Here is an 18,624-nt window from a genome sequence, read left to right as displayed (position 1 = left end):
CTGCAAGTCCAGTGGACGGAGGCACACCGAGATGACAACCGTGGCGCTAGTGGAGATCCACTCCTGGCACAGCTTCCTCCCGCTGGTATCCGGATACCTCCAGAGTTACGCCCGACAGGACGAGGTGGTCGCGCAGAAGTACGAGTTCGAGATCCTGTCCCGGCACACCTCCGACGGCCGGGTGGCGCTGGTGGCGGAGCTGGCCGAGCTGGACTGCGACATCTACGCGTTCAGCTGCTACATCTGGAACGGCAAGCTGGTCCGCGAGGTGCTGGAGGACCTGGTGCGCCTGCGGCCGGACGCGCAGTACCTGCTGGGCGGCCCGCAGGTGATGAACCACGGCGAGGACTACATCCCGCCGGGCGCGGAGAACGTGGCGGTGTGCAACGGCGAAGGCGAGATCACCTTCCTGGAGTACCTGCGCGAACTGGCCGGCGACTCGCCGGATCTGGGCAAGGTGCCGGGGTTGAGCTTCCGCCGGGACGGCCGGGTGACCACCACCCTGCCGGCCGCGCGGATCAAGGAGCTCACCGAGGTGCCGAGCCCGTTCGTGGCCAACCTGTTCACCGACTCGACCTATCACGTGGCGGTGCTGGAGACCAACCGCGGCTGCCCGTTCCGCTGCGGGTTCTGCTACTGGGGCGCGGCCACCAACGACAAGGTGCACCGCTTCGAGATGGACCGGGTCAAGGCCGACATCGAGTGGATCGCCAAGAACAACATCTACGCGGTCATGATCGCCGATGCCAACTGGGGCCTGTCCGCACGCGATGTGGAGCTGACCGAGTACATCGTGGAGTGCAAGGAGAAGTACGGGTTCCCGTACTGGGTGACCATCCAGTCGGCCAAGAACAGCCCGGAGCGGGTGTCCAAGATCGTGGACATCCTGTTGCGGGGTGGGCTGATCACCCGTCAGCCGATCTCCCTGCAGAGCGTCAGCGACGAGGCGCTCACCCTGATCGAGCGCAAGAACATCAAGCGGGAGACCTACTCCGAGCTCCAGCGCGACCTGCGGGCCAGGAACATCCCCTCCTTCATCGAGCTGATCTGGCCGTTGCCCGGGGAGACCCTGGGGTCCTATGTGGACGGAATCGTGCAGCTGTGCCGCACCGGCGCGGACATGATCAACGTGTACCCGCAGCTGTTGCTGCACAACACGCCGATCTACGAGCAGCGCGAGCTCTTCGGCGTGCACACCGAGCGGGTGCCCAACCCGGTGGGCGAGGCCGAGCTGGTGGTGCGCACCAAGTGGGTCAACCGGGAGCAGTACGACGAGGGCGTGTGGTTCTGGTACGCGCTGCTGTCGGTCTACGACTCGCGCGGGCTGTACTTCGTCTCCAGCTACCTGGACCGCAAGGGCATCATGTCCTTCGACGAGCTGTTCTGGGCGGTGGTGGCCTTCTACCGGGAACACCAGGACTACGAGCTCGCCCGCTACATCAAACGCTCGGTGGAGACCCTGGACCACTACGAGTACAGCAACGGCGGCATGGTGGCCCACCAGATCCAGCACAGCCACCGGCAGGAGGCGGACCGGCTGATGCACGAGTTCGCCTCGGCGCAGCCGTGGTGGTCGGACCCGACCGTGCGCGCGCTGTTCGAGCTGGACATGGTGGCCCGGCCCTACCCCTACATCGAACCGGTGCAGGAACCCGGGGTTCCGTTGAAGGAGATGAACATCTTCGAGCTGGGCGAGCACCACGTGACCGTGGACCTGCCGCCGCACCTGGTCGCCGAGCTGGTCGAGCGCCAACTGCTGGCGGACCCTTCGGCACACCGGGTGCGCCTGGACTTCACCGGGAAGAACAAGCAGGTCTGCGCGGATGAGAACGACTCGCTCGCCAACGGCTTGTACTGCGCCAACTTGCTGGAGCAGATGCTGGACATGCTGCCCGAGTACCAGGTCTGTGACACCGCACTGACGGGAGACGCCCGATGACCACCCAGGACATGCCCGCCCTCCCCTTCGACCGCCCCACCATCCTGGACATCCCGCCGATGCTGCGGCAGCTCCAGGCCGAGCGCCCGATCACCAAGGTGCGCACCATGATGGGCGACGAGGCCTGGCTGGTCACCCGCTACGAAGAGGCCAAGTCGCTGTTCACCGACCACCGCCTGATCCGCTCGCACCCGGACCCGGAGAACGCGGCGAAGGTCAGCGAGTCGGCCATGATGGGCGGCCCGGTCGGCACCTACGAGACCGAGGACTACGACCACACCCTGATGCGCTCCCTGCTCGGCGGTTCCTTCTCCGCCAAGCGGATGCGCATGCTCCGGCCCCGCATCGGCGGCCTGGTCGACGACCTGCTCGACGAGATGGCCAAGAAGACGCCACCGGCCGACCTGCACCAGGAGCTCGCGTTCCCGTTGCCGGTGCTGGTGATCTGCGAGCTGCTCGGCGTGCCGTACGAGGACCGCGACCAGTTCCGCATCTGGTCCGAGGGCGCGGCCGACATGTTCAACGGCGAGCACTCCCTTGAGCAGCTCACCGAACTGCGCGCCTACACCGGCTCCCTGATCGAGGCGCGCCGCACGAACCCGGGCGAGGACGTGATCTCCGACATCGCCCGCGCCTACAACGAGGGCAAGCTGAACATGGACTACGCGGTCGGTCTGGCCACCGGCCTGCTCTTCGCCGGGCACATGACCACAGTGGTGCTGGTGGAGTTCGGCACCCTGCACATGCTCACCTATCCCGAGCAGCGCAAGCGCCTGGTGGAGGACCCGTCGCTGGTGGAGTCCGCGGTGGAGGAGATGCTGCGCTTCACCGACGCCGGCGGCGGCAACTTCGTCCGCTACGCCCGCGACGAGATCAAGATGGGCGATGTCACCATCAACTTCGGCGACGCGGTGCTGATCAGCGGCATCGCCGCCAACCGGGACCCGCGCTTCTTCACCGACCCGGACACCTTCGACGTCACCCGCGAACCCAACTCCCACCTGTCCTTCGGCAGCGGACGGCACCTGTGCATCGGCGCCACGCTGGCGCGGGTGGAGCTGGAGGCGGTGTTCAGCCGGTTGTTCCAACGGTTCCCGAACCTGGAGCTGGCGGTGCCGGTGGAGGAACTGGAGCTCCTGGACAACCTGCTGCCCGGCGGCCTGGTGAGCCTGCCGGTGAAGTGGTGATGCGGCAAGGCTAGTTCGACGGCGCGAAACCTGGCCGGGACACCGGGTCCTGGCCAGGTTTCGCGCTGTCAGGTCCGCGGCGTGCCCGGTGCGGGTGAACGCTCGCGCAGGGTGGAGACCCCGTCCCCGTGCAGCTCAGCGCAGAACCTGGCCCGGCCGGTCATGGCCATGATCAGCGCGAGCGTGCGGCCGGACACCAGCGGCCCTTCCCCCGCGGTGAAGGGGCCGTCGGTGGCGACCAGGCGCAGGCCCTCGACCCGCTTCCTGGCCACGACCACCTGGTCGGTGCTCCGGTAGTACTCCGCGACCCGGGTGAGCGTCCCGATCGGGGAGTCGTGGCGGATACCCAGCGGCTGGCGGATGTCCGCCCCGTGCACGATCGTCTCGCCGAGCATCGCGAGGACCGGCAGTGGCGGCTTGGTCGTGCTGGTGACGGCGCGGCGGAAGCGTGCCAGTGTCTCGGCGGGTGAGTCGCCGAGCTGTTCGGCCAGGCGCAGGGCCACCTGCTTGTCGAAGTCGAAGCGGCAGCGCACCACCCCGGCGAACCAGCGGAGGCCGTTCAGGTTCGCCGCGGCGGTCAGGTGGGCCAGCACCTCCCGCACGGACAGCTCGCTGCACAGCGACCGGGTGGACCACTGCTCGTCGGTGAGGTGCGTCAGGTCGGTCGCGAGGGCGGCGCGTTCGGCGTGCACCAGCGGCCAGATCTCGGCGGGGCGGCTGCGGGGGTCGGCCATCGTTTGTGGTCCTTCCTCGGTGATCAGTGCTGTCACGGGGTGAGACCGCGGCCGTCGGGCAGAATCGTCGGTGATGGACGACACTCTTTCCGCGCAGGTCGCCGACGTCGACCGCGCGCGTGCCGGTGACGAGGCCGCGTTCACCCGCCTGGTGGCGCCGTTGCACACCGAGTTGCGCGCGTACTGCTACCGCATCCTCGGCTCGGTGCACGACGCCGACGACGCCCTGCAAGACGCCCTGTTGCGGGCCTGGCGGGCGTTCGGGCGGTTCGAGGGCCGCAGCTCGCTGCGCACCTGGCTCTACACCGTGGCCACCCGCACCAGCCTCGACCTGGCCGAGGCGCGGGGCAGGCGGGCCCTGCCGATGGACCTCGGCCCGGCCAGCGAACGGGCGGTGGTCGAGGGCAACGACCCGGTCACCGACGTGGCTTGGCTCGGCCCGTATCCCGGAAGCGCCGCCGACGACCTCAGCGACCGGTACCTGAGCCGCGAGTCGGTGGAGCTGGCCTTCGTGGCCGCCCTGCAGCACCTGCCCGGCAACCAGCGCGCGGCACTGGTGCTGGCCGAGGTGCTCGGCTTCTCCGCGGCCGAGATCGCCGGGATCATGAAGACCTCCGCCACGTCGGTGAGCTCGGCCATCGCCCGCGCCAGGCGGACGCTCGAGGCGAAGGTGCCCCGCTCCTCGCCACCCTCGGCCGGCGACGCCCGGCTGCGCCACCTGGCCACCGGCTTCGCCGACGCCCTGATCAACGGCGACCCCGACGCCCTGCTCGCGCTGCTGTGCGAGGACGTCACCTGGACCATGCCGCCGCTGCCGCACTGGTACCGCGGCCGCGCGGCCGTCGTGGACTTCGCCGTCGCGGTCCCCATGACCCGCTGTCCCAGCTGGCGCTACCTGATCACCACCGCCAACGGACTACCCGCCGTCGCCTTCTACCTCGGCGAGCACCCGGAGGCGAGCCACCAGCCGTGGTCCATCACCGCCTTCACCGCCCAGCACGGCCTGATCGCCACGATCACGTCCTTCATCGGCGCCGACCACTTCCCGCCGTTCGGACTGCCCACCGCACTACCCGGACCGGCCTAGTCCAGGCGCAGCACGGTTTCCTCGATCTCGGCGTCCCTGGCGGCGGCGTAGCCGACCTCCGTGCCGATGACCGCGAAGCCTGCCTTCTGCAGCACCCGCAACGAGCCCAGGTTGTCGCTGGCCGCCCGCGCGTACACCGGCCGCACCGGCAGCCCGGCCAGCACCAGGGCCAGCGCCTGGCTGGCGATGCCCTGTCCCCATGCCGAGCGGTCGATCCAGTAGGTGACCTCGGTGTCGCCGTCCATCACGAAGTTGCCGATGGTGCCGACCAGCCGGCCGTCGCTGGTCACCGCGCGCAGGGCGACCTCCGGCGAGGTGCGCAGCTTGCGCATGTGCGCGTCGAAGGCGGCGCGGTCGTTGGGGTCCCTGGCGGTGAAGGCGGCCATCCGCACCGCTTCGGGGTCGCGCATCTGCTCGAACAGCGCGTCCAGGTCGGTGTCCTGGACCGGGCGCAGGGCCACGGTGCTCACAGCGTTCTCCTTCAGGCGTCGAAGCGGCGGCGGGACTGCTCGATGTGGCCGAGGAACCGGCGGGTCCAGTCGCACATGCCGTCCACCGTCTTGCGCAGCCCGTGCCCGGCCTCGGTGAGGGTGTACTCGACCTTCGGCGGCACGGTGGGGTGCACGAACCGCTCGACCAACCCGTTGCGCTCCAACAGCCGCAGGTTCTGGGTGAGCATCTTGTGGCTGATGCCCTGCACCCGGTCCCGCACCTCGCCGAAGCGCAGCGTGCCGTCCCCGATCACCTCGATGATCAGCAACGCCCACTTGTTCGCGATGTCGGAGAAGATCTCCCTGGCCAGCGAGTCCGCGCGCATCAGGTCCGCCTGCTGCTCGGGCGTGCCCGCGTATTGCTTGGTCACCGAAAAGTTCCCCAGTCACTCGAAAGTGCGTTCTTCCAGGTCAGCGGTCACTCTCCTACGGTTCTCCAGTAACCGCAAGAGAGCACGGAGGAGCGAGCATGACCATCACCCTGGTCAACCCCAGCGGACTGCCGGAGGTCGACGCCTACCATCAGGTCGCCGTCGCGACCGGGTCCCGGCTGGTCTTCCTGGCGGGCCAGGTCGCCTGGGACGCCGACGGGGTCACCGTCGGTCCCGGTGACCTGGCCGCACAGGTCGAGCAGTGCTACCGCAACGTCGCCACCGCGCTGGCCGAGGTGGGTGGCACGTTCGCCGACGTGGCGAAGATGACCATCTACGTCGTGGACTGGACCCCGGAGAAGATGCCGCAGCTCATGGACGGCATCGGCCGGGCCGCCGCGACCCTTGGCGCGACGCCGGCGCCACCGGGCACGCTGATCGGCGTGGCCGCGCTGGACGTGCCCGAACACCTGGTCGAGGTGGAAGCCACCGCCGTCCTGGACTAGACAGATCCCATGGCAACCCCACAGCACGCCGCCCCGGTCTCGGTGGTCACCGGCGCGGGCTCGGGCATCGGCCGCGCGGTGGCCCGCGAACTGCTCGCCGCCGGGCACCGGGTCGCGCTGGCCGGCCGGCGGGCCGGGGCGCTGCGGGAGACCGCGGCGGAGTCGGACTCGGTGCTGGTGGCCCCGACCGACGTCACCGATGCCGAATCGGTGGACGCGCTGTTCGACGCGGTGCGCGGGCGCTGGGGCCGGGTCGACGTGCTGTTCAACAACGCCGGGGTCAACGCGCCTGCCACCCCGCTGGCCGAGTTCTCCCTGGAGCAGTGGCAGCGGGTGGTGGACACCAACCTCACCGGCGCGTTCCTGTGCGCCCGCGCGGCGTTCCGGGTGATGAGCGAGCAGCGTCCGCGCGGTGGCCGCATCATCAACAACGGCTCCATCTCCGCCCAGGTCCCCCGGCCGAACGCGATCGCCTACAACGCCACCAAGCACGCGATCACCGGCCTGACCAAGTCGATCTCGTTGGAGGGCAGGGCTTTCGACATCGCCTGCGGGCAGATCGACATCGGCAACGCGGCCACCGAGCTGACCGAGCGGATGAGCTCCGGCGTGCTCCAGGCCGACGGTTCGGTGGCGCCGGAGCCGACCATGGACGTGGCGCACGTGGCCGAGGCGGTGCGCTACATGGCCGGACTGCCGTTGTCGGCCAACGTGCAGACCATCACCGTGATGGCCACGACCATGCCGCTGATCGGCCGCGGCTGACCCCGGACCGCCCGGGGTCAGCCGACGGGAGCTACCAGCGGTCGGCGATCTGCGGCGCGATCAGCTCGTCGTAGACCGCCCGCACGGTGGCCAGCGTGTCCTCGCCCAGCGGAGCCAGCTCCGCCGCGGCCGCGTTGCCCTTGGCCTGTTCGGCGTTGCGCGCGCCGGGGATCACCACGCTCACCCCCGGCTGGTCGATGATCCAGCGCAGCGCGAACTGGGCCATGGTCGCGCCCTCGGGCACCAGCGGGGCCAACCGGCGGACCGCTTGCAGGCCAACGGAGAAGTCCACGCCGGAGAAGGTCTCGCCGACGTCGAAGGCCTCGCCGTGCCGGTTGTAGCTGCGGTGGTCGTTCTCGGCGAAGGTGGTGTTCTCGTTGTACCGCCCGGAAAGCAGGCCACTGGCCAGCGGAACCCTGGCCAGGATGCCGACCCCGGCCGCCCGCGCGGCGGGCAGCACCTCGGCCAGCGGGCCAAGGCGCAGCATGTTGAGGATGATCTGCACACTGGCCACCCCCGGCCGGGCGATCGCGGTCAGCGCCTCGGCGCGGGTCTCCACGCTCACCCCGTAGGCGGCGATCCGCTTCTCCTGCACCAGGGTGTCCAGCGCGTCGAAGACCTCGTCGGCGGCGAAGACCGCGGTGGGCGGGCAGTGCAGCTGCACCAGGTCCAGGGTGTCCACGCCGAGGTTGGCGCGGGAGCGGTCGGTCCAGGCGCGGAAGTTGTCCAGGGTGTAGTTGGCCGGGACCTGCTCGACCCGGCGGCCCATCTTGGTGGCCACGGTGATCCCGTCGCCGCCGTGGGACTTCAGGAACTGACCGATCAGGCGTTCGCTGCGGCCGTCACCGTAGACGTCGGCGGTGTCGATCAGGGTCACCCCGGACTCGACCGCGGCGGCCAGCACCGCGAGGGCCTGGTCCTCGTCCACCTCGCCCCAGTCCGCGCCCAGCTGCCACGCGCCCAGTCCGACCACGCCGACCTGCCTGCCGGTGCGGCCCAGTACTCGCTGCTCCACCGTGTGTGCTCCTTCGTCCGCCCGGATGCGGCCCTCATTATCAAGCACCGCCGAGATATCCAGGTAAACCACACCACGGTGCGACCTCACCCGCTCCGGCGGCGGGCCGAGCCTCCACTGTGGAGTTCAGCCACCGGGCGTGAAAGCCGTTGTCGCACGGGCGATCCAACCTCGTGCTCGGCCGGGTTGACCTCCGTGGGGACACCTCCCCCGCCGGAGAAACCGATCCTACTGTGCGTGTCAGGCCGGTCACTCCCAGGGAGGAAGAGTCATGCGCAGGTCGCTGTCCACGGCGTTGCACGCCCGTGCCGGTGCGCCCGGATCACCGGGATCAGCTCCTCGGCGCAGGTCTTAGCCGCCTTCCTGGATGTACCTGGCGATCCGCAGGATGTCGCCACCCCAGTCGGTCTTCACGCCGTTGGCGTAGCGGAAGGTCAGCTTCGCTGGACCAGCCGTGGACGACGTGCCACGGAATGCCTCCCCCATGTCAGGGATGGGACGTGGTTCGCCACGGGCGAGCCCATCCGGACGAACGCGCCGCCGCGTTCGCGCAACCGAGCTGATCCGAAACCGATATTCGCGATCTTGTGATTCCCCCGCGTCCGGCGCGCTAGGCTCCCCCGTTCCGGGTGGGCGGCACGGGAGGCAGTGGTGGAACCGGAAGGCACAGCAGGCCGGGAACTGACGTTGCCCGCGCGGCGGGAGCTCGCCGACGCGCTGGGCCGCGGCGGACAGGCCGGGGAGGCGGCCTCCGCCTTGCACCGGCTGGTCGCCGAGTGCGAGGACCGCTTCGGCGCCGGGCACCAGCAAAGCCTGCTGACCAGGGATCTCTCCGCGCGCTGGGCCGGTGAGGCCGGTGACCCGGTGCTGGCCAGCGCGGAGTTCGACGAGCTGCTGCCCCGTTTCCGCGCCTGTTTCGGCCCCGAGCACCCGCACACCCTGCGCAACTGGCACAGCCTCGGCTACTGGAGCGGCGAGGCCGGCGACGTGCACCGGGCCGCGGAGCTGTGCCGCACCCTGCTGCCGGTGCGCGCCAAGGTGCTCGGCGAGCAGCACCCGGCCACCCTGCGCACCCGGCACCGCCTGGCCTACTGGCTAGCCGAGACCGGCCACGAGGGCCAGGCCCAGGAGATGCTGGCCGGACTGCTCGCGCTGCGCACCGAACTGTTCGGCCCGGACCACCCCGACACCCTGGTCACCGCGCGCGAACTGGCCAAACTCCAAGGCAGGCTGGGTGATCCCCGGTCCGCGGCCGCCCGGCTGCAACGGATCTGCCGGGCGCAGGGCCGGGTGCTGGGCACCGAACACCCGACCACGCTGGGCAGCTGGCACGAGCTGGCCCGCTGCCTCGGCCTGGCCGGCAGCGCGGACCGGGCCGCCGCGATGCTCACCGATCTGCTGGCGCGCCGTCGCAAGTCGCAGGGCCCGTGGCATCCGCGGACCCTGCTCAGCTGGCACGAGCTGGCCTACTGGGAGGCCGCCTGCGGCCGGACCGGCCTCGCGGTGGACCGGCTGCGCGAGCTGCTGCCGATGCGCAGGCGCGTGCTGGGCGAGCGGCACCGGCACTGCCGGGCCAGCGAGGAGCTGCTCGCCGAGCTGGGCGCGCGCCGCGGCTGATCTCAGGCGTTGTGGTCGGCCACCATCCGGACCTTGGCGCACAGCTCGATCATCAGGTGCTCGGCGGCGGCCATCCCGCCCTCGGCCTTGGCGTGCGCCACCAACTGCCAGGCGCGGGCGGCGTCCCCGCGCTCGACGGCGGCGACCAGCTCCTCCGCTCGGCCGTGCAACCAGGCGAAGTCCGCCACTTCCGCTCTCCCCAGGGTCGATGGTCTGACCATTGTGGGACAACCCGGACCTGGAAAGCCCTACCGTAGTGACTTCATCGTCCGTCCGAGCAGGGGGTTGTTGTGGCTGAGGTAGTCCTGTTCCACCACGCCCTGGGCCGTACCCAGGGGATCACCGGTTTCGCCGACCAGCTGCGCCAGGCCGGGCACACCGTGCACACACCGGACCTGTTCGAGGGCCACACCTTCGCCACCCTGGACGAGGGCATGGCGCACGTGCGGCAGATCGGGTTCGGCGAGGCCATGAACCGTGGCGCGGCGGCGGTGGCGGACCTGCCTGCCGAGCTGGTCTACGCCGGGTTCTCCCTGGGCGTGCTGCCCGCGCAGATGCTGGCCCAGACCAGGCAGGGCGCCCGCGGCGCGCTGCTCTACTACTCGTGCGTGCCGGTCACCGAGTTCAGCCCGGCCTGGCCGGCCGGGGTGCCGGTGCAGGTGCACGGCATGGACGCGGACCCGTTCTTCGCCGATGAGGGCGACCTGGACGCGGCCCGGGACCTGGTCGCCTCGGCGGCGGCCCCGGCCGAGCTGTTCCTCTACCCGGGCGACCAGCACTACTTCGCCGACGCCACCCTCGACTCCTACGACCCGGCCGCCGCCGCGCTGCTGATGGAACGCACGCTGAACTTCCTGCGCTCGGTGCCGTGACTCATCAGGTCGTGCCCCGATCCGACTGCGGCAGTTCGGATCGGGGCATGTCCTCGGCGTACCCGTGCAAGCGCAGGCCCTCGGGTGCCGCCCTGGGACCCCTCCCGAGGGCACCCAGCCACAGATGGTCGTCCGGTCCCGGTGACTGCACCTGGATGAGATGGCCTGTCCAGGAGATCCCCTGCCACCACAGCACCTCGGTGTAGAACCGGCTGGAGACCACCAGCGCCACCGGCCAGTCCATCCGGCCGTACGGCAACTGCCGGTGCACCACCGGACTGTCGGCCACCACGGCCAGCCGCTCCAGCTCCGAACCGACGGCCAGCACCGCCCGCAGCCTCGGCCCCAGCCCCTGCTCTGTCAGCACTTCGTACAAGCTTTCCAAGAATCGGGCCAATCGCGTGGACAACGGCGGCAGGGCAACCTGGACGCGCGCATCGTGGATCACGACCTCGCCCGGTGGCCACTCCAGTCCGGCCCGTATGGTTGCCTGCGCCAACGGGCCGTCGAGGATCTCGCGGTACGAGTGCTGGCCAGGGGACGCTGTGGGGAACTCCAACAGGAGTGTCAGCCTGCCGCCCAGTTCGCACGGGCCTCCGGCGGCCAGGTACTCCCGGAAAGTGTTGTGCGCGAACCACAACCGGCCGGGTTCGACCTCCCTGAGCAGCTGCCCGCCACCGGAGAGCTGGCTGACCACCTCGGCCTCCGATTGCCGCACTCTGGGCATGGTCGCCAGCGTCTCGGACAGTCCGGCACCCTTGGCGTATCCGCTCAGCAGCGTCAGTTTTTCCGTGCGGGACAACGGTTCCGGCCGCTCCGCCGGGGTCCGGGTCGGCGGTGGTTCAAGCCACTGGTCCAGCAGCGCGGCGCGGATGTCGCCGTCAGCGGGCAGCCGTCCGCCCTGCCGCTGGTACAGGGTGCACAGTGCGGCGCACAGCATCCGGTCCGTCGCCAGCCAGGTCAGCCGCGGGCTCGCCTGGATCGCCGACAGCAGCGACGCACCCGGATCCGCTTCTCCGGCAACGGGTTTCCACGGCCACGACCGCACGAACCGGGCGAGTTCCGCCGCTGCCATGGGCTGCAACCGGGCCACCGCGGGTTTGGCGAGAGGTAGGTCCGCTGGGTAGTTCCTGACCGCGAGCACACATCGCAAGCCCGGGTGGTCATTCATGACCCGCCTGAGCCGGTCGAGGATCTGGGATCGGATGCCGGGCTCCTCGTCCAGACCGTCCAGCAACAGCAGGGCCCGGTCCCCAACCCGTGCCGGGAGTCCGTCCAGCGAACCCCGCAGCGCGCATTCCCGCAGCGGGACGTACACCGGAGTCCGCTCCGTTCCATGCGCACCGGCCAGCCACCGCAGCGCCGCGGTCTTCCCGGCCCCCGGCGAACCCAGCAACACCACCATCCGATGCCGATCAACCACCTGGCCCAGCGGCACCATCTCGTTGCGCACGAACACAAACGGCTCGACCAGCTGGTCCAGGTCCCGGTCGTCATCGATCGAGACCGGCAGTGGCTCGCCGCCGCGCAACGCGCTGACCACCGAGGCGACCACGGCCTCGAACTCCTCCGCCCCTGGCGACGGTCCAGCCCACGCGCGCATCCCGAGAACTTCGGCGGTCTCCGCCAACTCCCGGCACAACCGCCGCCGGACAAGGGGATCCGCGATGTGCCTGGCCAGCCCGTCCGCCAGGTCCTCGGTCCGTGCCAGCGCCTCGTCGCCGAGCCAGCGGGCCAGGGCGGTGCGGATGATCCGGTCGCCGGTCGCCAGCTTCTCCTGCTCAGTCACCAGCGCCACCTCCCGGCACCTTGTCGGCCACCGCATCCTCCCGCAGTCCGGGCAGGAAGAAGCGCAAGTCCACCGGATCGAACCACCGAGGATCCGGGCGCAGCACCTCGGTCACCTCCGGCCCGCCGTTCCTGGCGAGCCTGGCCAGCAGCGGCAGCGCTTCCCAGTGCTGGATAGCGGAGGCCAGGCGAGCCACCTCCGCCGCCCGCTCAACCGGTTCCCGGGCCAGCGCGTCCACCAGCACCGCCGGGTGCTCGATGGCCAGCTGCGCCAAGGCATCCTCGGGCAACTGGGGGCCTGGCCGGTGCGCACAGGCGTTGACCAGCAGTTGCCAGGTCCAGCAGGCGCTGTTCTCGGCGGCCTCGCGGGACAGCTCGGCCAGCAGTTCCGCCGCCCGGTCCCCGGTGAGCTGGGCGGCCACCATCAGCACCAGCTGGTGCAGGTCGAGCCGGTGCGCGGCGCGTGCCAGCGCCCGCACGTAGTTGCCGGCCACCACCTCGCGCGAGACCAGGTAGTCCCGCAGCACCGGCGACGGGAAGGTGAGGCCGCCCTCGGCGTCCAGCCGCACCAGGCCGCTGCGCTCGGCCAGGCCGCGCACCAGCCGCGCCGGATCGGTGCTCGCCAGCTGGGTCCCGCCCGCGTAACCAACCCGGTCCAGCAGCTCCGCCGGCTTGGCGCGGGCGATGTCCTGGCTGCTCATCCAGTAGGCCAGGTCGGCCAGCACGCGCAGCCGCTCCTCCCTGGGCACCGGCAGCTCGTCGGCGATCCCGCGCACCCGGTCGCGTTCCTCGACCAGGATCTCGGTGATCATCCGCAGCAGGTCGACCCAGGAGTCCGGCAGCCGGACCAGGCGGTCGCGGTGCAGCGCGCACATCAGCGCGCAGGTCAGCGGGTTGCCCGCGAGCACCCGCAGGGCGTGGCAACCCGCCAGCGCGTCCAGCAGGCGGCGCTCGCACTCGGCCACCCAGGCCCGCTCGGCCGGGTCGAGCAGCTGAGCCAGCACCGCGGCGTGCCAGCGCTGGATGAACTGGTGCGCCTCGGCCGGGCCCATCGGCGCCAGCTCGGCCACGGTGAAGCCCGCGCCCGCGGCCCAGCCGGGCAACATCGGGTCGGGGCGGCTGGCCAGCACGACCGTGGCCCGGCTGAACTTCGCGCACAGCTTCTCGATCCAGTCCAGCACCGCCCGCCGGTGTGCCGAGGGCACTTCGTCGAATCCGTTGAGCAGCACCAGGCTGTCGCCCTCCCGCAACTGCCGCTGCACCCACCCGGCGGGCATCTCCGCGGCGATGTCCTGGCCGAGCGCGGTGAGCAGGTCATCCAGCCTCGGCGGGCGGTCGGTGTAGCGGTGCAGCGGCAGGTAGAACGGGACCAGGTGCTCGAACCCGGCCAGGCCGCGCCGCGCGATGCCGGTGAACAGCCAGCGCAGCAGCGTGGTCTTGCCGGCACCGCACGGCCCGGTCAGCAGCAGCCGCGAATGACTGAGCAGCGCGGTCGCCGGGACCGGCGCGCCCTGCCAGTGCACGGACTGGGCGAGGTAGGCGGTGTCCAGCGAGTAGCGGCAGCTGGTGGGGGTCAGCCGGTCGCAGTCGAGATCGGCCCCGGCCAGCTCGTCGGCGACGAACTCCCGGTATATCCGGGCGAACCGGGCCTCCCCCGCCTCGGTCGCCGCCGCCAGCGCGCGCACCGGCGCGGTCCGGACCTCCTCGGCCAGCCCGGAAAGCTGCCGCAGCACCTCGGGCACGGCCAGGTTCGCCAGCCCGTGCAAGCCTTGGCAGATCTGGGTTATCTCCGCGCAGGCGGTGTCCAGCAGCAGCTCGAACAGGTCGGTCTCGGCCCGCCCGAAGTAGCGCCCGCGCACCAGGTCCCCGGTCAGCTGCCGCACCCGCGCCGCCAGCCGATCCGGCCGGCAACCCGCCGCCAGCACCAGCTCGGTCAGCGGCGGCAGGGCCTGGCAGGCTTCGGCCACCGCCTCGACCACCACCGCGCGGGACTCCTCGTCCAGACCACGGAACTCCGTGCCATAGCGGGTCATCACCCGTCCGGCCACGGTGTCGGCCACGGTCTCCAGCTGCCTGCGGGCCCGCCGCTGGTCCAGCTTGCCAGCCCCGTGACCGCCCAGCACCGCGGTCAACCCGCCCGCGACCTCGCCCGCGGCCTTGGACCCGGTGACCGCCTCGCAGGCGAGCTTGACCAGGGTCTCGCCGAGCTTCACCGCAGCGGCCGCCAACACCCCCACTACCGGAGCTCACCTCCCTGGTCGCACGGGAGTATCACGCTCAGTGGCGGCCTTGTCACCTTCGGACTAGGCAACTGGGCCAACCGTGCGCCGAGCCGTCCTCGCTCCGTTTCCGCGAATACTTGGCTAGCCACACAAGTGTGTTACGGTAGTTATGTGGCCAGCCACACTTCTGGTGGCCACGGAAATGGAGTCATCATGAAGGCGATCGTTTTCGACCAGTTCGGCGGCCCGGACGTCCTGCACGAGGCGGACATCGAAGTCCCGCGGCCTGGCCCAGGCCAGGTTCGGGTCCGCGTGAAGGCAGCCGGGGTGAACGCGCTGGACGGCAAGATTCGCGCCGGGATGATGGCGGCCATCCGCCCGACGACCTTCCCCGCCGTCCCCGGTGGCGAGCTCGCCGGCGTGGTCGACGCCCTGGGGGAGGGCGTGCGCGACCTGCGGGTCGGCGACGAGGTGCTGGGCTGGTCCGACACCGGCTCGTACGCCCAGTACGCGCTGGCCACTGCCGTGGCCCCCAAGCCCTCCGGGCTCGGCTGGCAGCACGCGGTGGCGCTGCCGGTGGCCGGCGAGACGGCCGAGCGGGTTCTGAACTTGCTGGGGGTCGTCGCCGGGGAGACCGTGCTGATGCACGGCGCGTCCGGGGCGGTGGGCACCCTGGCGGTCCAGCTCGCCACGGCCCGCGGAGCGCGCGTGATCGCCACCGCGGGCCCCGCCAACCAGGACTATCTCGCCTCGCTCGGCGCCACCGGGACCGTGTACGGCGACGGTCTGGTCGAGCGGGTGCGGGCGCTGGCCCCCGAAGGCGTGGACGCGGTGTTCGACCTGGCCGGGAAGGGCGCCCTGGAGGACTCCATCACCCTGCGGGGCAGCACCGACCGCATCGTCACCATCGCCGACTTCGGTGCACGGCAGCTGGGCATCACCTTCTCCCAGGGGTTCCAGGAACGATCGACCGACCGCTTGGCCGCCCTGGCCCAGGACGCCGCGGCCGGCAAGCTCGTCACCACCGTCACCGCCTACCCGCTCGCCCAGGCGGCCACGGCCCAGCAGGTCAGCGACGCCGGGCACGTGCGGGGCAAGCTCGTCCTGACCGTCGACTGAGCACGATGACCCGCCGCTTTTACGGTGACCGGCCGGTCACCGCCATATCGAAGGACGCCCTCATGCTGGATTCTCGCCTCGCGCTCGCCAACCCGGCCGGCTGCACCGACTACCCCGCCCACACCGGCTGAGGACCGAACCATGCCCACCCCCGGACCCCGCATCCCCACGACGGCCGGTGCAGGACCGATGAGCTACGCGATCTTCCAACTCGCCCGCGCCCACCGCGCCTACGCCGCCACCCTGCTGCGCGAGGTGGACCTGCATCCCGGACAGGAACTGCTGCTGATGCACCTTCTGGACCGGGACGGCCAGTCCCAGTCCGAGCTGCTCGAAAGCCTCGGCGTGGACCACTCCACCATCTCCAAGGCGCTACGCCGCATGCAGGACGCCGGCCTGGTCATCCGCGAGCCCGCCGCACATGACCGGCGCGTCATGGTGGTCCACCTCACCGACAAGGGCCGGGCGATGCGCGAGCCCATCGCGGCCCTGTGGCAAGCCCTGGAGGAGACCTCCGCCCGGAATCTGTCGGAGCAGCAGGCAGAGCTCTTCGTCGAGACCGCGTACGCCATCACCGAGGCGATCGGCGGCCGCGCGCTGCCGGCAGAAGAGTCCGCGTGACCTCGCCGGTGGACACCCCAGGCCCGCGTACGCCAACGGAAAGTGAGGCCCCATGCCGGCCACCGACTCAACCATCCTCCCGGTCCTCGTCGTCGGGGCGACCGGCTTCCTGGGACGCAAGGTCGTCGACGAACTCCTGGGGCGCGGCAAGAAAGTCCGCGCCCTGGTAAGGCCGGCCAGCGACGCCAGCCAGCTCGAAAGCCGGGGCGTGCAGATCGCCCGCGGCGACATGCTCGACGTCGACTCGCTCGTGGCCGCCATGAACGGCGCCGACGCCGTGATCACCACCGCCGCCGGCTACACCCGCGGCGGCAAGAACGCCAACGACATCGACACCCTCGGCAACGCCAACCTCGCCGAGGCCGCCCACCGCACCGGCATCCGGCGGTTCGTCCTGACCAGCATCCTCACCAGCGACCAGACGCCCGATGTCCCGCACTTCTGGCACAAGAAGCTCGCCGAGGACAAGCTCGAACAGCTCGGCGTCCCGTTCCTCGCCCTGCGCCCGGGGGCGTTCCTCGACCAGGTCGCGAGCCTGGCGGGCGACCCGGTCGGCAAGGGCCGCATGGTGTGGATCGGCAAGGCCACCGTCCCCCTGACCTTCGTGCACACCTCCGATCTCGCGGCGTACCTGGCAGCCGCGGTCGACGTCGAGGCCCAGGCCGGTGAGCGGATCGACATCGGCTGGGACCGTCCGGTCAGCATGCGAGAGGTGGCAGAGGTGATGGGCGGCCGGACCGGAAAGAAGATCAAGGTGTGGGCCGTCCCGTCCGCCGTCGCCCGCGCCACCGGAGCCGTCGCCGGCCGCTTCATGCCCGTGGTCAAGGACATGGCCGCGATGTTCCGCTGGTTCGAGACCGGACGCTACGTCGCCGATCCCGGCCGCCAGGAGCAGCTGTTCGGCCCCGTCCCCACGGCCGAGGAAGCCCTCGCCCGGTTCACCGACGAGCTGCGCACCGCACCGCACCGGTGACAGGCCCGCGTCCCCTTCTCGCCGAGGAAGGAAACACTCATGAACGGATCGACCCTGCAGACCTTCGCCGCCCAGTGCGCGGACGAACTTCCCGGAGCCCGGCTGGAGCATCCCTTCGGCCCGGACTGGGAGGTCTTCAAGGTACGCGGCAAGGTGTTCATGCTGATGACCGAGGTGCCCGGGCGCCCCGTGGTGATCCTCAAGGCGGATCCCAGTGAGGCCCGCGCTCTCCGGGAACACAACAGCCACATCACCCCCGGCTACCACATGAACAAGAAACACTGGATCACGCTGGAGGGCGGGACAGGCGTCGACAAGAAGCTGGTCAGGGAACTCGTCACCGACTCCTACCTGCTCGTCGTCTCCCGCCTGCCCAAGGCCGAGCAGCCCGTCGACCCGCACACCTACGGCACCAGCACGCGGGCCGGCCGGTGAGCGCGGCCGGCGACCCCACGACAGTCACCGGCGCGGTGCCGACCTGCTCCACCGGCCGTACCACGCCAGCCGGCCCGTGCCCGTGACCAGCATGTTCCAGAGCTCCTCAAAGTTCCTTCACACCCTGGTTCGCACCATGGGCCGCGGTGGACCAGCCGGCACGGACTGGGCGCCACAAATGGGGAGGAACCATGAGACGCACGTTGTCCTTGCTCGCCTGCGTCCTGCTGGCGGGCGTGCTGACCGCGCAGCCCGCACAGGCGGAGCAGCGCTTTCCCGACCAGCACTTTCCCAAGCACGGCGACATCACCCCGCTGGTGAACGTCAACAGTGGCAAATGCCTGGAGATCGCCGACTACGGCACGCACAACGGGGCCCGCGCGCAGCAGTGGCGATGTGAGGGCGTGCACAGCCAGCACTGGGTCTGGCACTACCTGAGCAACTCGACCCAGGGATCGATCGAGTGGCGGCACTACTGGCTCAAGAACCGGCACAGCGGGAAATGCCTGGAGATCGCGGACTCCTCGACCGCCAACGGGGCTCGGGCACAGCAGTGGGACTGCGACGGCCGGGCCGGGGGGCAGATCTGGACGATTGCCTACACCTCGGGCAGCACCTTCCCGCTGCGGCGGGGTTCGCTGGAGAACGGGTTCGTCTCCACCCGCTGTCTGGAGATCGCCGATTCCTCGAAAGCCAACGGGGCCCGCGCCCAGCAGTGGCAGTGCGCCAACATCAACACCATGAACTGGGACTGGTGAGTGTCCGTGCCCAGGCTGCGGTGGCGCGTGGCGTGTCTGGTGATGGCGTTCAGCACGCTGCTGCCCGCTGCCGCCCACGCCGCCATTCCGACCCCGAAGAACAACGCCGAGGCATCGCGGGCCG

The 18,624-nt window shown here is 70.6% G+C and carries 21 protein-coding genes; 13 read left to right on the top strand and 8 right to left on the bottom strand.

Translation table 11 applies throughout. The annotated features are described in order from the left end of the window. Window positions 1-31 precede the first annotated feature (31 nt). Both ACWDY5_RS00645 and ACWDY5_RS00640 read left to right on the top strand, forming a co-directional pair. Window positions 32-1,939 (top strand): B12-binding domain-containing radical SAM protein, encoded by a 1,908-nt coding sequence (locus tag ACWDY5_RS00645; protein ID WP_449720247.1) that lies wholly within the window; start codon window positions 32-34, stop codon window positions 1,937-1,939. Continuing rightward, a complete protein-coding gene (locus ACWDY5_RS00640; RefSeq protein ID WP_252478654.1) occupies window positions 1,936-3,126 on the top strand; it encodes a cytochrome P450 in 1,191 nt (396 codons plus the stop codon). Before ACWDY5_RS00645 ends, ACWDY5_RS00640 begins: the two co-directional genes overlap by 4 nt. Window positions 3,127-3,194: 68 nt before the next feature. Here the strand turns inward: ACWDY5_RS00640 and ACWDY5_RS00635 are convergent, their stop codons facing one another. Beyond that, complete coding sequence (locus ACWDY5_RS00635; protein WP_449720246.1) at window positions 3,195-3,860, bottom strand: maleylpyruvate isomerase family mycothiol-dependent enzyme; 666 nt, start codon at window positions 3,858-3,860, stop codon at window positions 3,195-3,197. A gap of 73 nt (window positions 3,861-3,933) precedes the next feature. Between ACWDY5_RS00635 and ACWDY5_RS00630 the strand changes: the two genes are divergently transcribed. After that, window positions 3,934-4,947: an RNA polymerase subunit sigma-70 gene (locus ACWDY5_RS00630; RefSeq protein ID WP_449720245.1), complete on the top strand. Its 1,014-nt coding sequence runs from the start codon at window positions 3,934-3,936 to the stop codon at window positions 4,945-4,947. Here the strand turns inward: ACWDY5_RS00630 and ACWDY5_RS00625 are convergent. Beyond that, entirely contained in the window at window positions 4,944-5,417 is a 474-nt protein-coding gene (locus tag ACWDY5_RS00625) for a GNAT family N-acetyltransferase (RefSeq protein WP_449720244.1), read from the bottom strand. The genes ACWDY5_RS00630 and ACWDY5_RS00625 overlap by 4 nt on opposite strands. 11 nt (window positions 5,418-5,428) lie before the next feature. Further along, window positions 5,429-5,764 carry a winged helix-turn-helix transcriptional regulator gene (locus tag ACWDY5_RS00620; RefSeq protein ID WP_449720493.1) on the bottom strand — a complete coding sequence of 112 codons (336 nt, stop codon included), beginning with the start codon at window positions 5,762-5,764 and terminating at the stop codon, window positions 5,429-5,431. 143 nt (window positions 5,765-5,907) lie between these two features. Between ACWDY5_RS00620 and ACWDY5_RS00615 the strand changes: the two genes are divergently transcribed. After that, window positions 5,908-6,315, top strand: a complete 408-nt coding sequence (locus tag ACWDY5_RS00615; protein ID WP_449720243.1) for a RidA family protein — start codon at window positions 5,908-5,910, stop codon at window positions 6,313-6,315. 9 nt (window positions 6,316-6,324) lie between these two features. Further along, window positions 6,325-7,080: an SDR family oxidoreductase gene (locus ACWDY5_RS00610; RefSeq protein WP_449720242.1), complete on the top strand. Its 756-nt coding sequence runs from the start codon at window positions 6,325-6,327 to the stop codon at window positions 7,078-7,080. A gap of 31 nt (window positions 7,081-7,111) precedes the next feature. Here ACWDY5_RS00610 and ACWDY5_RS00605 read toward each other — a convergent pair whose 3' ends face one another. After that, the gene (locus tag ACWDY5_RS00605; RefSeq protein WP_449720241.1) at window positions 7,112-8,095 is read right to left on the bottom strand and encodes an aldo/keto reductase; all 984 of its coding nucleotides are present in this window, start codon (window positions 8,093-8,095) and stop codon (window positions 7,112-7,114) included. 351 nt (window positions 8,096-8,446) lie between these two features. Further along, window positions 8,447-8,581, bottom strand: a complete 135-nt coding sequence (locus tag ACWDY5_RS00600; protein ID WP_449720240.1) for a hypothetical protein — start codon at window positions 8,579-8,581, stop codon at window positions 8,447-8,449. Between the two features lie 165 nt (window positions 8,582-8,746). Here ACWDY5_RS00600 and ACWDY5_RS00595 point away from each other — a divergent pair, with 165 nt between their 5' ends. Then, window positions 8,747-9,712, top strand: a complete 966-nt coding sequence (locus ACWDY5_RS00595; protein ID WP_449720239.1) for a tetratricopeptide repeat protein — start codon at window positions 8,747-8,749, stop codon at window positions 9,710-9,712. Between the two features lie 2 nt (window positions 9,713-9,714). Here ACWDY5_RS00595 and ACWDY5_RS00590 read toward each other — a convergent pair whose 3' ends face one another. Continuing rightward, on the bottom strand, window positions 9,715-9,900 hold the full coding sequence (locus ACWDY5_RS00590; protein ID WP_449720238.1) for a hypothetical protein: 186 nt from the start codon (window positions 9,898-9,900) through the stop codon (window positions 9,715-9,717). Between the two features lie 102 nt (window positions 9,901-10,002). On the opposite strand from ACWDY5_RS00590, the gene ACWDY5_RS00585 reads away from it, so the two are divergent. Next, window positions 10,003-10,584: a dienelactone hydrolase family protein gene (locus ACWDY5_RS00585; protein ID WP_449720237.1), complete on the top strand. Its 582-nt coding sequence runs from the start codon at window positions 10,003-10,005 to the stop codon at window positions 10,582-10,584. A gap of 4 nt (window positions 10,585-10,588) precedes the next feature. On the opposite strand, the gene ACWDY5_RS00580 is transcribed toward ACWDY5_RS00585, so the two are convergent. Both ACWDY5_RS00580 and ACWDY5_RS00575 read right to left on the bottom strand, forming a co-directional pair. Then, on the bottom strand, window positions 10,589-12,373 hold the full coding sequence (locus tag ACWDY5_RS00580; RefSeq protein ID WP_449720236.1) for an NACHT domain-containing protein: 1,785 nt from the start codon (window positions 12,371-12,373) through the stop codon (window positions 10,589-10,591). Further along, a complete protein-coding gene (locus ACWDY5_RS00575; RefSeq protein ID WP_449720235.1) occupies window positions 12,366-14,603 on the bottom strand; it encodes an NACHT domain-containing protein in 2,238 nt (745 codons plus the stop codon). The genes ACWDY5_RS00580 and ACWDY5_RS00575 overlap by 8 nt, the downstream gene beginning before the upstream one ends. Before the next feature lie 204 nt (window positions 14,604-14,807). Here ACWDY5_RS00575 and ACWDY5_RS00570 point away from each other — a divergent pair, with 204 nt between their 5' ends. The 6 genes from ACWDY5_RS00570 to ACWDY5_RS00545 all read left to right on the top strand — a co-directional run bounded on the left by ACWDY5_RS00570 (window position 14,808) and on the right by ACWDY5_RS00545 (window position 18,500). Then, entirely contained in the window at window positions 14,808-15,713 is a 906-nt protein-coding gene (locus ACWDY5_RS00570) for an NADP-dependent oxidoreductase (protein WP_449720234.1), read from the top strand. 5 nt (window positions 15,714-15,718) lie between these two features. Then, window positions 15,719-15,844, top strand: a complete 126-nt coding sequence (locus tag ACWDY5_RS00565; protein WP_449720233.1) for a hypothetical protein — start codon at window positions 15,719-15,721, stop codon at window positions 15,842-15,844. A 58-nt stretch (window positions 15,845-15,902) separates the two neighbouring features. Then, window positions 15,903-16,334, top strand: a complete 432-nt coding sequence (locus ACWDY5_RS00560) for a MarR family winged helix-turn-helix transcriptional regulator (protein ID WP_449720232.1) — start codon at window positions 15,903-15,905, stop codon at window positions 16,332-16,334. Window positions 16,335-16,386: 52 nt separating this feature from the next. Then, window positions 16,387-17,307, top strand: coding sequence for an SDR family oxidoreductase (locus ACWDY5_RS00555; protein WP_449720231.1), 921 nt, complete (start codon window positions 16,387-16,389; stop codon window positions 17,305-17,307). A gap of 39 nt (window positions 17,308-17,346) precedes the next feature. After that, complete coding sequence (locus ACWDY5_RS00550) at window positions 17,347-17,742, top strand: MmcQ/YjbR family DNA-binding protein (protein ID WP_449720230.1); 396 nt, start codon at window positions 17,347-17,349, stop codon at window positions 17,740-17,742. Between the two features lie 191 nt (window positions 17,743-17,933). Continuing rightward, window positions 17,934-18,500, top strand: a complete 567-nt coding sequence (locus ACWDY5_RS00545; protein ID WP_449720229.1) for an RICIN domain-containing protein — start codon at window positions 17,934-17,936, stop codon at window positions 18,498-18,500. Window positions 18,501-18,624: the final 124 nt, after the last annotated feature.

It is taken from the genome of Crossiella sp. NPDC003009 (genome assembly GCF_053591555.1).
This window is presented reverse-complemented; position numbering and strand designations above follow the sequence as displayed.

Excerpts from the sequence above, each read along its gene's own strand:
- ACWDY5_RS00645 (WP_449720247.1), top strand. The coding sequence starts at position 32 with ATGACAACCGTGGCGCTAGTGGAGATCCACTCCTGGCACAGCTTCCTC.
- ACWDY5_RS00640 (WP_252478654.1), top strand. The coding sequence starts at position 1,936 with ATGACCACCCAGGACATGCCCGCCCTCCCCTTCGACCGCCCCACCATC.
- ACWDY5_RS00635 (WP_449720246.1), bottom strand. The coding sequence starts at position 3,860 with ATGGCCGACCCCCGCAGCCGCCCCGCCGAGATCTGGCCGCTGGTGCAC.
- ACWDY5_RS00630 (WP_449720245.1), top strand. The coding sequence starts at position 3,934 with ATGGACGACACTCTTTCCGCGCAGGTCGCCGACGTCGACCGCGCGCGT.
- ACWDY5_RS00620 (WP_449720493.1), bottom strand. The coding sequence starts at position 5,764 with ATGCGCGCGGACTCGCTGGCCAGGGAGATCTTCTCCGACATCGCGAAC.
- ACWDY5_RS00615 (WP_449720243.1), top strand. The coding sequence starts at position 5,908 with ATGACCATCACCCTGGTCAACCCCAGCGGACTGCCGGAGGTCGACGCC.
- ACWDY5_RS00610 (WP_449720242.1), top strand. The coding sequence starts at position 6,325 with ATGGCAACCCCACAGCACGCCGCCCCGGTCTCGGTGGTCACCGGCGCG.
- ACWDY5_RS00600 (WP_449720240.1), bottom strand. The coding sequence starts at position 8,581 with ATGGGGGAGGCATTCCGTGGCACGTCGTCCACGGCTGGTCCAGCGAAG.
- ACWDY5_RS00570 (WP_449720234.1), top strand. The coding sequence starts at position 14,808 with ATGAAGGCGATCGTTTTCGACCAGTTCGGCGGCCCGGACGTCCTGCAC.
- ACWDY5_RS00565 (WP_449720233.1), top strand. The coding sequence starts at position 15,719 with ATGACCCGCCGCTTTTACGGTGACCGGCCGGTCACCGCCATATCGAAG.
- ACWDY5_RS00560 (WP_449720232.1), top strand. The coding sequence starts at position 15,903 with ATGAGCTACGCGATCTTCCAACTCGCCCGCGCCCACCGCGCCTACGCC.
- ACWDY5_RS00555 (WP_449720231.1), top strand. The coding sequence starts at position 16,387 with ATGCCGGCCACCGACTCAACCATCCTCCCGGTCCTCGTCGTCGGGGCG.
- ACWDY5_RS00550 (WP_449720230.1), top strand. The coding sequence starts at position 17,347 with ATGAACGGATCGACCCTGCAGACCTTCGCCGCCCAGTGCGCGGACGAA.
- ACWDY5_RS00545 (WP_449720229.1), top strand. The coding sequence starts at position 17,934 with ATGAGACGCACGTTGTCCTTGCTCGCCTGCGTCCTGCTGGCGGGCGTG.